Source organism: Myxococcus vastator, from assembly GCF_010894475.1.
In the GTDB taxonomy this organism is placed as follows: Bacteria; Myxococcota; Myxococcia; order Myxococcales; family Myxococcaceae; genus Myxococcus; species Myxococcus vastator.
On sequence record NZ_JAAIYB010000222.1, the window covers coordinates 1 to 13,244 of the forward strand.

Genomic DNA, 13,244 nt, shown 5'->3' on the forward strand with positions numbered 1-13,244 from the left:
TCAGTGACGCGAGCACCTCCTCCACCTGGCCCGCCGCCTTCCGGTCCAGGCCCGTCGTCGGCTCGTCGAAGAGGAGATAGCGCGGCTTGAGCACCAACGCCCGGGCAATGGCCGTCCGCTTTTTCGCCCCGGGCCCCAGCTCCGGTGGCAGCCGGTCCGCCCAGTCCAGCAGCCCCACCTGCGCCAGCGCGGCGTCCACGTCGTCCACGGCCGCCGCCGGGTCCGCCAGCCAGACGTTCTGCCGGAGCGTGCGCCAGTCCAACAGCGCCGGACCCTGCACCAGGTAGGGGGCCTTGCGCCGCAGCGGCACCAGCTCGCGCTCGGGCCGCGAGTCCACGCGCGCTCCCCACAGCGTCACTTCGCCCGCGTCCGGGCGCAGCAGCCCCACCGCCAGCCGGCACAGCACGCTCTTCCCGGTGCCGCTGGCGCCCGCGATGAACGTCAGCTCCTTCGTGGACACGTCCGCCGTGAGCCCCGCGAGCACGGGCCTGCGCCCCTCGTCGAACGCGACGTGCACGTCCCGGAACCGCAGGGCCTCGCTGTCGGGAAGGGGCGTCATGCGCGGGGCTCCCTCACAGGCGCAAGAGCTGGAAGGCCAGCGACACGGCGAGGTCGATGAGCAGGCACCCCAGGCTCGCCGCCACCACGCCGTCGGTGGTGGCCTCGCCCACGGCCTCGGCGCCGCCGCGCGCCTTGAGGCCCGCCACCGCCGCCGCCAGCGGAATGTAGAGCCCGCAGCCCGCGGCCTTCAGGAAGGCGGCCAGCAGGTCCCAGCCGTCCACGTAGCGCGGGTCCATGAACGCCCGCCCGTCCACGCCGAAGGCGAGCTGCGCCACCGCCGACGCGGACAGCGTGGCCGCGATGGTGCCCAGGGTGCACAGCAGGGGCACGCCCACCACGCCCGCAATCACCCGCGGCGCGACGAGGTCCGCGTAGGGGTCGCCCGCGGACATCTCCAGGGCCTCCACCTGCTCGTTGACGCTCATGGTGGACAGCTCGGCCGCGTGCGCCGCGCCCGCGCGTGAGGCCGTGAGCAGCGCGGACACCGCCGGGCCCAGCTCGCGGATGAGCAGCTCGAAGTACGCGGGCCCCAGCACCGCCACGTTGCCCACGAAGCGCCGCGCCTGGCTGTTGGCGATGGTGACGAGCACCGCGCCGAAGAAGGCCATGCCGGACATCACCAGCCACACGCTGCGCCCACCCAGCTCGTGGAGCTGCGCCAGGGACTCACGCCAGGGCACGCCGTCCCGGGTGGAGGCCCGCACCGTGCGCGCCAGCATCACCACGGGCGCTCCGAGGAACGTCAGCACGCCGCTCATCCCATCCACCCCGCGAGCACGGACGTGAGGACGAAGTCGAGGACGAAGATGGCCGCGCAGCCGCGCACCACCGCGCTGGCCGCCGCCTGTCCCACGGCATTCGCGCCGCCTCGGGCGGACAGGCCCACGGTGGTGGACAGCAGGGCGATGGCCAGCCCGAAGATGCCCGTCTTCACCACGCCGCCCAGGAGGTCGAGCGGCCCCAGCAACTGGGAGAACGTGCCGAAGAAGACGCGCACCGGGAGGCCCAGGGCGAGCAGGGCGGCCACGGACTCGAAGAGGATGGCCACCGCGAAGGTGACGCTGCTGAGCGCCAGCATGCTGACCTCCATGGCCACCACGCGAGGCGCGACGAGGATGGCGAAGGGGTCCAGGCCGATGCCGCGCAGCCCCTCAATCTGTCCGCCCACCTGCATCAGCGCCAGCTCCGCCGCGTTCCGCGCGCCCAGCCGCGCCGACATGATGAGGCCCAGCAGCAGCGGACCGAACTCCCACAGCACGCCGTAGCCCGCCGCCCAGCCGAGGACGGCCCGCGCGCCGAAGCGCTGGACGTAGATGCCCGACTGCAGCACCACGATGATGCCGGCCAGCGCCGCCGTGGCCAGGGCGAGCGGCAGGGAGCCATAGCCGAACTGCACCAGGGCGCGGCCCAGCTCGCGGCGCTCCAGCTTCGGCAGCGCCAGCACCGTGCGGCCGACGACGAGTCCGACCGCGCCGGTGCCGCGGAGCGCGTCCAGCGCCGTGCGCCCGAGTTTCGTCAGGAGCGCCATCGTGGCACCTCGTCCCGGGACAGGCTCGGCGGGGACGCGGCCGTCTCCACGGCCACGGGCCCGCGTCCTCGTGGGCACCGCATGGCGCTACGGGGGCCTCGCGGACGTCGCGTCATGCCGGCACCTCGTCCGGTGCATCCTCCAACTCGGGCGCGGGCGGCCCGTCATGCACCAACCGCCCCCCTCGCAGGTACAGCCAGCGGGGCAGGGGCAGGTCCATTGGCGCCTCCGTCGACACGACCAGCAGCGTGCCGCCCCGGGACACGTCCAGGAGCACCCGGGCCACCTGTCGGGCCGTGCCCGGGTCCAGCCCCGCGAAGGGGTCATCCGCCAGCACCACCGACGGACGCGCCGCCAGGGCCCGCGCGATCCCCGCGCGCTTCTTCATGCCGCCGGACAGGCGCTCCGGCAGCGTGTCCGCCGCGTCCGCCAGCCCCACCGCGCGCAGGACGTCACGGGCGCGGGCCTGGGCCTCGGCCTCCGGGACGTGGCGGCGGGTGAGGGGCGCCATGACGTTCTGTAGCACCGTCATCGAGTCGAACAGGGCATCCGTCTGGAACACCATGCCGAACGACGCCTGCTGCTCGCGCCGCTCGGCGGCCGTCAGCCGCGCCGCATCCCGCCCATCCCACAGCACGCAACCCTCCGTGGGCCGCACCAGCCCGGCCAGGGCCTTCACCAGCGTCGTCTTCCCCGCGCCCGAGCGCCCCAGCACCAGCGCCTGCGTCCCGGGCGGCAGCGCGCAGCTCACGCCGGTCAAGACCTGCCTCGCTCCGTACCGCACCGTGAGGCCGTCCGCGCGCAGGTCCATGGTGTCCGTTCGTCCACTGCCTCAGGGCCGCCAACGCACGAGCGCGCCGCTCTGGCCCGCGGCCCACACGTCCGCCGGGCCGGTCCCGCTCAGCGCGTTCATCTGGCTGGACGGCGACGGATTCGTGGCGTGGCTCCAGGCCGTGCCGTCGAAGAAGTGGATGTGGTTCGTCCCGGAGCTCACGGCGTAGAGGGCCTTGCTGCTGAAGGCCACCAGTCCGCGCATGTCCGCGGCATTCCCGGATGGCAGGGTGATGGCGGGCTTCACGCTCCACGCCGTGCCCGCGCGCTCCAGGAAGAGGCCGCCGTCACCCCCGGCGTAGACATGGCTGGGTGACAGCACCCGGATGGCGCGGAGGAACCCAGGCACTCCGACGTTGCCCAGAGACTCCTTCTGCCAGGCGCCGCCGTCCTCCGTGGGCCCGCGCCAGACCACGGGGTGGCTGGTGCCTCCCTGCTCCTCGGCCCCCGCGGCGAACAGCGTCAGTGGGCTGGTGCCGTCAATGGACCGGAGGTTGCCGCCGAGCTCGACGAGCTGCTCGGGCGCGGCCTGCGTGGGCGCGCCCTCCTCGTAGTTCCACCGGAGGATGCGGCCCTGGCTGTCCACCGCGTACAGCGCCACGCGGTTGCCGTCTTCGAAGCCCACCATCCCGTTGATGCTGATGCTCACCGGGCCTGCCACGTCGACGCAGGGGCCGGTGTCGGTGGGGAGCCGGGTGGTGAACGTGCCCGCGCCGGAGCCCAGGAAGACGCGCCCGGCGCTCGTCACCCAGGAGGCGTTCCACTCACCCGGGCAGTCGGCCACGAGGGTGATCGTCTCGCCATCGACGTGGGCGACCCGGCCGTCGCGTCCCGCCAGCCAGCCCTTGTTGCCGGCGTACGCCGCCACCGTGTCCCAGGTAACCGAGGCGGGCGTCGCGTTCGTCGTCGTCCAGGCCTCGGTGTCGCAGCCCGTCTGTTCTTCGTCCACCTGCCCGTCACAGTCGTTGTCCAGCCGGTCGCACACCTCGGTGCCCGTGTTCGACACGAAGCGCGAGCTCTCATCGCAGTCCGTGGCGTCCTCCACGGCACCCTGCGACGGGCTGACGCACCAGAGCCCCAAGGAGGTCCCCGCCTCACCGTCACCGTCCTCGTCCTGGAACCACTCCCGCGGCGTCTCGCTGCTGACGCAGGCCGTCAGCGCGGTGCTCGCGCACTGCTTGAACCCGGCGCAGCGCTGCTCGGTCTGGCACTGCGTGCCCACGTCGAACGGGTCGTTGTCGGTGAACCCATCGCAGTCGTCGTCCTTGCCGTCGCAGACGAGCTCGGCCTGCCTGGGGCGGACGTCGGGGTCCTGGTCATTGCAGTCACCGGCCTCCAGGACATAGCCCGCGGGAGGCGTGCAGGAGAGGTTGGGCAGGGCGGTCGGGTCGCCGAAACCATCACCGTCCGCGTCGCGGTAGTAGGTCGCGCCGCCGGGGGCATCCGCCTCGCCGTTGACGCAGTTGTTGTCCACGCCGTCGCACAGCTCCGTCGCGCCGGGGTGGATGGCCGGGGCGTCGTCGTCGCAATCCGAGCCAGGGAAGGCCCCTTCGCTGGAGACGTAGCCGTCGTCATCCAGGTCCAGGGCGCGCAGGTCCAGCTCCACGGACGCGGTGCCCACCGTGGGCACCTGCGTGGTGACCTCGTGCCGTGCCACCACGGGCCCGTTGCAGGAGCGCTCATGGGCGGTCGCGGTGAGCCGCAGGTTCCGGCTCCAGCCCTCCCGGCCCAGGATGGCCACCGTCCGCACGTCGCTGCGGGCCGAGGGCTCCATCCGGATGTCGGCGGTCTCGGTGCGGCTGGGTTCGTCCACGTCCGTGACGGTCAGCGTGAGACAGCCCGGGCGAAACGTCGCATACGAGACGAGGACGCGGACGGCGCCGGCATTGGGTGGGTCTTCCTGCTTCCGGCAGCCGGAAACGGAGAACACCACCGCAAGAACGCAACCCATCAGGAATAAACGCATCGGCCGAGCATTCCCGGGCGCTTGGCGGCGCCCGCAATCTTTCAACAGTGAGCTACAGAACCCAGGAGAACCCGACGCAACCCATAGACCGTCGCGCGGGCCAGCGTCCAGCCGCCGAATCGTCATAGCCCGTTCTCTCCACCTCCGTTTATATGGCGCGTCGCACCGCCCCCCCGAGGCCAGAGCCTTCCCCGCCCGTTCATGCATAGACCTCGTCACGCCATCACCGTGCCCCTCTGCGCCTGGCTCGCCTTGACCGCGTCCAGTGCGTCGGGACAGCAGCCCTCGGCCACCGACTTCGCGGAGGATGCCCCAGCAAGTCCTCCGTCCCAGCCCCCGCCCGCGGAGGCGCTGTCCACGGCAGGCGGTCCGCTGACGCTGGAACAGGCGGTGCAGCTTGCCGCGAAGCGCAACGAGGTGGCCCTGGCCGCCGAGCAGCAGGCCGAGGCCGCGCAGGCCCGGCTGGCTCGGGCCCGGGCCTTCTTCTTTCCAGAGCTGACGGGAACGGGCACCTACACCCGGCGTCTGAATGAGGTGACGCGCGAAGTGGGTGGCCAGACGGTGGTCATCCAGCGCAGCAACGCCTTCAACGCCAACTTCGTCGCCTCCATGCCGCTGTTCGACGCGCGCGGCATCTTCCTGTACCGCGCGGCGCGGCGGGAGGGCGACGCGGCGGAATGGGAGGCCGTGGAGGCGCGCCGGCAGATTGGCTTCGAGGCCGCCAACGCCTTCCTCGCCACCCTGGCCCAGGAGCAGGTGTACCGCGCGGCCGAGCAGCGCCTCGCGTTCGCCCGCCAGTCGCTCCAGGACGCGGCGGCCCGCGCCAAGGCGGGGCTGGCCAGCAGCAACGATGCGACGCGCGCGGAGCTGGAGGCGGCCAGCGCCGAGGTGCAGATGGCCAACGCGCGCAACGCCGCGCAGACCTCGCGCCTGGAGCTGGGCTTCCTGCTGGTGTCCTCGGTGAAGGGAACGCTGGCCTCGCCGGACGCGCTGCTGTCGGACGCCAGTCGGCCGCTTCAGGCGCACACCTCCCTGGCGGATGGGGCCCTGGACCGCCGGCCGGACATCCTGGCCGCGCGGCTTCGGGTGGACGCGCTGGAGGAGGGCGCCAAGGAGCCGCTCGCCCGGCTGCTGCCCACGCTGGGCGCGTCCGCGAACTACCGCCTCACGAACGAGGCCGGCCTCGCGGGCCGCACGGGTGACGGCTTCCTGGGCGTCAACCTCATCTGGAACTTCTTCGATGGCGGCGAACGCTACGCCGAGCGCCGGGAGCGTGTGGCCCTGGCGAGGGCGGCGGAGCTCCAGGTCCAGGCCACCACGCGCCGGGTGGACGTGGACATCGAGCAGGCGAGGGTGGCACTAGAGAACGCGCAGGCCGCCCTGGCGCAGAGCGACCTGGCGGTCCGCACCGCGCGGCAGAACGCGGAGGAGCAGGGGATTCTCTACCGTCAGGGCCTGTCCACGGCGCTGACGGTGGCGGACGCCTCGCTGCGGCAGTTCGAGGCGGAGGTGGCGTATGCCCAGAGCCGCTTCGCGCTGGGCGCGGCGCTGCTGGGGCTGCGGGCGGCAGTTGGACTCGACCCATTGGGGAAGGAGCCGTGAAGGCAATGCGACGCGCAGGAACGTTGGGCCTGGCCGTGGCCGTGCTGGCCCTGGGGGCTGGCTGCAAGAAGGACGCGCAGGGCGCCAAGGGCGGAGCCGCGCCGGCGGGTGGCGCACGCGCCGCCATCCAGTTCCCCGTCGAGGTGGCTCCGGTGGAGTCGCGGGACGTGGAGTACGTGGTGGACGCGGTGGGCTCCGTGGAGGCCTTCGAGCGGGTGCAGATCACCGCCCGCGTGCCGGGCGCCGTGGAGCGGGTGCGCTTCGCGGAAGGGCAGACGGTGAAGCAGGGCGAGGTGCTCGCGGAGATAGAGCCCGCGCGCTACGCCATCGCCGTGCGCTCCGCGGAGGCCTCGCTGGCGCGGGCCCGCGCCACGCTGGTGGAGGCGGAGGCCGGTGCGAAGCGGCGCACCGCGGTGAACGAGGCCAGCCCCGGCCTGCTGCCCGCCGAGCAGTTGGAGACCTTCGAGGCCCGCGCGCGCACGGCGGCGGCGGACGTGGCGGCGGCGAAGGCGCTGGTGGACCAGGCGCAGCTCAACCAGCGGGACGCCTACGTGCGCGCGCCCATGGACGGCGTGCTCCAGACGCGCACGGTGCAGACGGGCCAGTACGTGCAGCCCGGCGTCGTGCTGGCCACGCTGCTGCGGCGCGAGCCGTTGCTGCTGCGCTTCACCGTCCCGGCGGCGGACGTGTCCCGCATCCAGCCCGGCATGACGGCGCGCTTCTCCGTCCCCTCGGCGGGGGGCGGCGCCTTCACGGCGAAGATCTCGCATGTGGCCGCCGCCGCGGACGACGCCAGCCGCATGGTGCCGGTGACGGCGGAGATCACCGGCGAGGCCGCCGAGCGGCTGCGGCCGGGCGCCTTCGCCACGGTGGCGGTGCCGGTGGACACGCGCGGCGGCAGCCCGGTGATTCCGCAGACGGCGGTGCGCGCCAGCGAGCGCGGCTTCCTGGCCTACGTGGTGGAGGGAGACAAGGCCCGCGAGCGCGTGCTGGAGCTGGGCATGCGCACCGCGGATGGCCGCGTGGAGGTGCGCGACGGCGTGAAGCCCGGTGAGCTGCTGGTGGTGCGCGGCGGCGAGGCCCTGCGCGAGGGGGCCTCCGTCCGCGTGGCCCAGGCGCCCAAGCCCCAGGTCACCGGCGAGCCCGCCCTGCGGCCCGAGGCCGCCAGCGGCGGTGGAGGCACCCGGCCATGAACATCACCGAGGCGTGCATCAAGAAGCCCGTCCTGGCGTGGATGATCATGGCGGCCACCATCGTCTTCGGACTGGTGGCGGCGCAGCGTATCGGCATCAGCCAGTTCCCGGACGTCGACTTCCCCACCATCAACATCTCCGTCACCTGGGAAGGCGCCAACCCGGAGGCGGTGGAGAGCGACGTCCTCGAGTTCATCGAGGAGGCGGTGACGCAGGTGGAGGGCGTCACGGCCATCAGCTCCTCCGCGCGCCAGGGCGGCGGCAGGGTCACCGTCGAGTTGGACCTGTCGCGCAACGTGGACCTGGCGCTCCAGGACGTCCAGACGAAGGTGAGCCAGGTGCAGCGCCGGCTGCCGCTGGACATCGACCCACCCATCATCTCCAAGTCCAACCCGGAGGACCAGCCCATCCTCTGGGTCGGCGTGTCCGGGCCCTTCAGCCAGCAGGTGGTGAGTGACTACGCCCGCTTCCGCGTGAAGGAGAAGCTCCAGACGATTCCGGGCGTGGGCGAGGTGCAGCTCGGCGGCATGCTGGAGCGCAATGTCCGCATCTGGGTGGACGCGGAGAAGCTGGACGCGTTGGGGCTGACCGTCATGGACGTGACGGCCGCGCTCCAGCGCGAGCACGTGGAGCTGCCCGCCGGCCGCATCGAGACGCAGGGCCGCGAGGTCAACGTCCGCGTCATGGGCGAGGCGCTGGACCTGGAGACCTTGCGGCGCATCATCGTCCGGGAGCAGGACGGCTTCCCCGTCTACCTGAATGACGTGGCGCTGGTGGAGGACGGCTTCGAGGACGTGCGCCGCATGGCGCGCATCAACGGTGAGCCGGCGCAGGGCGTGGGCATCAAGAAGCAGCGCGGCGCCAACGCCGTGGCGGTGGCGCAGGGCATCCGGGCCGAGCTGGCCAAGATGCAGAAGGACCTGCCGGAGGGGATGCAGCTGGGCGTCAACTTCGACTCGACGCAGTTCATCGAGGAGAGCGTCCACGAAATCGAGTTCGAGCTGATGCTCGCGTGCCTGCTCACCGCGTTCGTGTGCTGGGTGTTCCTGGGCTCGCTGTCCAGCACGATGAACGTGGTGCTGGCCATCCCCATGTCGCTGCTGGGGACGGTGGCGGTCATCTACTTCCTGGGCTTCACGCTCAACACCTTCACGCTGCTGGGCCTGGCGCTGGCGGTGGGCATCGTCGTGGACGACGCCATCATGGTGCTGGAGAACATCTACCGGCACTCCGAAGAAGGGAAGGACCGGGTGCGCGCCGCGCGCGAGGGCACGGCGGAGATCACCTTCGCCGCGCTGGCGGCGACGCTGGCGGTGATCGCCATCTTCCTGCCCGTCGTCTTCATGAGCGGCGTCATCGGCAAGTACTTCCTCCAGTTCGGCGTGACGCTGTGCGTGGCGGTGCTGCTGTCCTACGTGGAGGCCATCACCCTGGCGCCCGCGCGGTGCGCGCAGCTGCTCAAGACGTCGCGCGAGGGCCGCAGCGCGGTGGGCGCGTGGGTGGACCGGGGCTTCGAGAAGCTGGAGCGCGGCTACGCGCGCGTCCTGGGGTGGGGGCTGAAGCGCCCCTGGTGGGTGCTGGGCGCGGCGGTGCTGCTGCTGGGCGTCAGCGCCTTCGTCTTCCGCGCGCTCCCCGGTGAGTTCGTGCCGTCGCAGGACCAGAGCCGCCTGCTGGTGCGCATGCAGACGGCGGTGGGCAGCGACATCGAGGAGACGAACCGGCTGTTCCTCCGCGCGGAGGAGTTCGCCAGCAACCGGCCCGAGGTGACGCGCGTGTTCTCCGTCGTCGGCGGCTTCGGCAGCGGCGCGGTCAACACCGGCATCATGTTCGTCAGCTTGAAGCCGCCCGACGAGCGCATGCCGCAGTCGGAGTTCCAGCAGATCCTCCGCAAGGAGTTCAACAGCTACCCGGGCCTGCGCGCGGTGGTGCAGGACCAGTCCCAGAGCGGCTTCACGGCGCAGCGCGGCTTCCCGGTGGAGTTCAGCGTGCGCGGCTCGGACTGGGAGCAACTGGTGGAGGGCAGCCAGCAGATGCGGGAGCTGCTCCAGGCCAGCGGCAAGGTGGTGGACGTGGACACGGACTACCAGTTGGGCATGCCGGAGCTGCGCATCACCCCGGACCGGGGCCGCGCGGCGGACCTGGGGGTGCCCATCCAGTCGGTGGCCACCACCATCAACGCGCTGGTGGGCGGCGTGCGCGTGGGCAAGTACAGCACCGGAGGCCGGCGCATCGACGTGCGCATGCGGCTGATGAAGGGCCAACGCGCCAGGCCGGAGGACCTGTCCACGCTGAAGGTCCGGACGGCCAGCGGCGCGCTGGTGCCGCTGTCCTTGCTGGTGACGCAGGAGGAGCGGCCCGCGCTGCAGGCCATCACCCGGCGGGATCGCGAGCGCGCCATCAGCATCTACGCGAACGTGGCCCCCGGCTCGAACCAGGAAGAGGCGCTGGCGACGGTGGAGCGGCTGGCGAAGGAGCTGCCCGGTGGCGTGCGCGTGGTGGCCGGTGGCGCCAGCGTGGCCTTCCGGGACTCGATGAGCAGCCTGTTCTTCGCGCTCATCCTCGGGATTGGCGTGGCCTACATGGTGCTGGGGGCGCAGTTCAATTCGTTCCTGCACCCGGTGACGGTGCTCACGATTCTGCCGCTGTCGGTGGCGGGCGCGGCCTTCGCCCTGTTCGCCACGGGCACCACGCTGAACATCTTCAGCATGATTGGCCTGCTGCTGCTCATGGGCATCGTGAAGAAGAACTCCATCATCCTGGTGGACTACGCGCTGCAAGAGCGGGAGCGCGGCGCGGACGCGATGCAGGCCATGCTGCGCGCGGGGCCGGTGCGGCTGCGGCCCATCCTCATGACGTCCACGGCGACGATGATGGCGGCGGTGCCAGCGGCGCTGGCGCTGGGGGCGGGCTCGGAGACGCGCGCGCCCATGTCCATCGCAGTGCTCGGCGGACTGTCCGTGTCCACGGTGCTCAGCCTGCTGGTGGTGCCCGCCTTCTACGTGGTGGCGGACCGCATCAAGACGCGGCTGGGGGAGCGGTTCGGCAAGAAGGACGAGGAGCGCCACGAGCCGCCCCAGCACCCGGGGCACGGTGAGGAGCCCCGGCCCGCGGCGCACGGGTAGGCGGCACGTCGCGTCGTCCTTGACGCGGGGGCCATCGCGGACGTCTTCGTGACGCCGCGGTGGCCTTTTCCTTGTGGTGCGAGGCGCGGGACGTGGCGGACATCGACGTGCCGGTGACGTTGGTGCTCGCCAAGGGGGACGAGCTCATGCCCCACGCCCAGCACGGCCTGCAGTTGGCGAAGCTGCTGCCAGACGCGACGACGGTGACGCTGGACGACGCGGCCCACTTCACCTTCCTGCCCGAGTGCACGGAGCTGGGCTTCAAGGTCGCGGCCATGCTGTGCCGGGATGTCACGCCGCGGCACGCGGGCGGCCTCACAGGCGCGCACGAACGCGGAGGCGGTGGCGTTCTTCCAGCGGACGTTGGACGTTCAGCGATAACGTCGCGGATGCGCTGGTGTCGAGCACCGCGAGCGGAGCGGCCGGAGTGGGGCTCCGGCCGCACCTCGCGCGGCGCCCGCGCTATTCAGGGCGGAGCGTGGAGCGGTCGATGTCGACGGAGTCCTCGTCCAGCGAGGCCTCACTGGCCCGGAAGCGCTTGCCGTCGGGGGTGACGAGAAACCAGGTGACGGCGACAGCGGGGTCGTCCGCGGGAGGCGAGACGATGGCCTCCTCCCCGAGCAGTGCGGAGACGCGCGTGGCCACCTCCACGGAGGTGAGCCCACGGGCGCCGCTGGCGCGGGTGACATCGGCGTAGAGGGACACGTCCGTGCGGAAGCCCGCGGGCCGGAGCGCGCGCTCGACGAGCACGGCCGCATCCGCGGGGCCGTCCACGTCGAAGCGGGCCACCTCCTCGTGAGGCACCCCGAGGGCGCGGGCGATGCTCTCGAAGAGGCGCTCCTCGCCCACTTCGCCGCGCATGAGAAATCCAAGAATGAGTCGTTCGGGATGCATGGTTCTCCCTCTCAGCCTGCCTTGTGCGCCTTGAGCGCTGCCTTCCTATCTGCTGGCGGGATGCCGATTTTGTCCATGATTTCCTTGGCGCGCGGCGTGTCCTTGAACTTGTTGTAGACCTCCAGCGCTTTGTAGGCGCCGCGGTTCAGTTCATGGAACCCGGCGCCCCGGATGGGGAACAGCGTGCCATTCGAATGGGCGCCATAGGTCCGCTTGTTGAGGGTCCACGTCACCGTCCCGGACGCGTTGCCCTGCTTGGCCTTGCCCTCGTTGATCTCCTTCACATCCCGGCTGACATCGACGCGTGACTCGATGACGGTGTTCTTGTCCTTGGCGGGGAATTTGGAGGGGAGGACCTTCCGGATGTAGTGCCGGTCAACGGGCTTGCTCGTGGGCTTGGCCGGCGTGTCCGCCCAGGCGGGCGGCGCGGCGAGCAGGGCACCGAGCGCCACCAGCAGGGTGGCCAGCGGCAATAAGAGGGATGACCTCGGAGCAGCGGAACGAAGCACGTTGTTTTCTCCCGGAGAGAGGGATTGCGTCTGTCAGGAAAGTCTCTCACGGGTTCGGCCCGAACTGCTCGAATTTAGAGTGGCGTGCGTCAATCGCGCTTCCTTGGGAGAGCATCCTGCCGGGCCCCCACACGGCTGCGGAATCCTTGCGTCTCGGTCCTTCTTGACCCGCCTCACGCAACACGCCGCGTTTCAGTTATGCGTGGCGACACGTTGAAAAGCTGACGTAGGGTTCGTCGTCATGAATCTCATCAGGCCCGTGGTGGCGTTGTGTCTGCTGTCTCTCCTCTCGTGTTCGAAGAGCCAACCCGAACTCACGGCTGAGGACCTCGCGGGCGAGAAATTCTCAGAGGGTGCGAAAGTGAAGGCGCCGCTCGGCAAGCGCAAGAAGCAGAAGGCCACGGTGCTCGAGGTGTACGGCAAGCTGGCCAGGCTGCGCTTCGCCGACACCAACGTCGGCTGGGCGCTGCTCAAGGAGATCGAACCCCAGGGCGCCGTGTCGCATCCCCCCAAGGAGGACACCTGCGACGCCGCTGTGGGCGACCGCGTCCGGGCCCGCTGGAGCACCGCCATCACGCTCACCAATGGCACGGTCGATGAGGTGTACGGCAAGCTCGCGCACATCCAGTTCGACGACAAGGACGTGGATTGGGCGCTGTGCGCCGACCTGAAGCCGATTGAAGAAGCTGAAAGCGATGAAGGGGGCGACGTCGAGGAGAGTGGGGCGTCCGCGGCGGTCACCCAGTGCAAGCGCGCGTGCAACGGCAACTGCAAGGGCGCCAGGAACAAGGCGAAGTGCGTGGGGGCGTGCCGCCGCTCCTGCGAATGAGCTTCATGATACACTGTTGATGCATGAACCCAGGCGTCTCCAGCGTCGCGAATCCGGGCCCGGGGCTCCTGCTGCGCGTGACTGACGGCCTTGCGCGGCTACGCGAGCAAAGAGGTGGACCCTCGTCTCGGGCATGGGCAAGCGCGCCGCCGGGCAACAAGGCTTGAGTCAGCGCTGGCCAAGGGGGCGTCGGTAGCGAGGGCTTGGAG

Annotated in this window: 11 protein-coding genes; 4 read left to right on the forward strand and 7 right to left on the reverse strand. The window is 71.3% G+C overall.

Annotated features, from left to right (window positions below; genetic code table 11):
* From G4D87_RS21495 to G4D87_RS21515, 5 genes are all read right to left on the reverse strand, one after another.
* Positions 1–559 (reverse strand): ATP-binding cassette domain-containing protein (locus G4D87_RS21495; protein ID WP_163783934.1); only part of this gene is annotated, 559 nt, incomplete at its 3' end.
* Positions 560–572: 13 nt separating this feature from the next.
* The gene (locus G4D87_RS21500) at positions 573–1,319 is read right to left on the reverse strand and encodes an MlaE family ABC transporter permease (protein ID WP_163783935.1); all 747 of its coding nucleotides are present in this window, start codon (positions 1,317–1,319) and stop codon (positions 573–575) included.
* The gene (locus G4D87_RS21505; RefSeq protein WP_163783936.1) at positions 1,316–2,089 is read right to left on the reverse strand and encodes an MlaE family ABC transporter permease; all 774 of its coding nucleotides are present in this window, start codon (positions 2,087–2,089) and stop codon (positions 1,316–1,318) included. The genes G4D87_RS21500 and G4D87_RS21505 overlap by 4 nt, the downstream gene beginning before the upstream one ends.
* A gap of 112 nt (positions 2,090–2,201) precedes the next feature.
* On the reverse strand, positions 2,202–2,900 hold the full coding sequence (locus tag G4D87_RS21510; RefSeq protein ID WP_163783937.1) for an ABC transporter ATP-binding protein: 699 nt from the start codon (positions 2,898–2,900) through the stop codon (positions 2,202–2,204).
* A gap of 21 nt (positions 2,901–2,921) precedes the next feature.
* The gene (locus G4D87_RS21515; RefSeq protein ID WP_240358476.1) at positions 2,922–4,871 is read right to left on the reverse strand and encodes a putative metal-binding motif-containing protein; all 1,950 of its coding nucleotides are present in this window, start codon (positions 4,869–4,871) and stop codon (positions 2,922–2,924) included.
* Positions 4,872–5,087: 216 nt separating this feature from the next.
* Between G4D87_RS21515 and G4D87_RS21520 the strand changes: the two genes are divergently transcribed.
* The 3 genes from G4D87_RS21520 to G4D87_RS21530 are packed head-to-tail and all read left to right on the forward strand — an operon-like array spanning position 5,088 to position 10,803.
* Positions 5,088–6,488, forward strand: coding sequence for a TolC family protein (locus tag G4D87_RS21520; protein WP_163783939.1), 1,401 nt, complete (start codon positions 5,088–5,090; stop codon positions 6,486–6,488).
* Positions 6,489–6,493: 5 nt separating this feature from the next.
* Complete coding sequence (locus tag G4D87_RS21525) at positions 6,494–7,681, forward strand: efflux RND transporter periplasmic adaptor subunit (RefSeq protein ID WP_163783940.1); 1,188 nt, start codon at positions 6,494–6,496, stop codon at positions 7,679–7,681.
* The gene (locus G4D87_RS21530; RefSeq protein WP_163783941.1) at positions 7,678–10,803 is read left to right on the forward strand and encodes an efflux RND transporter permease subunit; all 3,126 of its coding nucleotides are present in this window, start codon (positions 7,678–7,680) and stop codon (positions 10,801–10,803) included. The genes G4D87_RS21525 and G4D87_RS21530 overlap by 4 nt, the downstream gene beginning before the upstream one ends.
* A gap of 462 nt (positions 10,804–11,265) precedes the next feature.
* On the opposite strand, the gene G4D87_RS21535 is transcribed toward G4D87_RS21530, so the two are convergent.
* Complete coding sequence (locus tag G4D87_RS21535; RefSeq protein ID WP_240358477.1) at positions 11,266–11,664, reverse strand: hypothetical protein; 399 nt, start codon at positions 11,662–11,664, stop codon at positions 11,266–11,268.
* 44 nt (positions 11,665–11,708) lie between these two features.
* Positions 11,709–12,206: a hypothetical protein gene (locus tag G4D87_RS21540; protein WP_163783943.1), complete on the reverse strand. Its 498-nt coding sequence runs from the start codon at positions 12,204–12,206 to the stop codon at positions 11,709–11,711.
* Between the two features lie 259 nt (positions 12,207–12,465).
* On the opposite strand from G4D87_RS21540, the gene G4D87_RS21545 reads away from it, so the two are divergent.
* Positions 12,466–13,035 carry a tudor domain-containing protein gene (locus G4D87_RS21545; RefSeq protein WP_163783944.1) on the forward strand — a complete coding sequence of 190 codons (570 nt, stop codon included), beginning with the start codon at positions 12,466–12,468 and terminating at the stop codon, positions 13,033–13,035.
* Positions 13,036–13,244 lie beyond the last annotated feature (209 nt).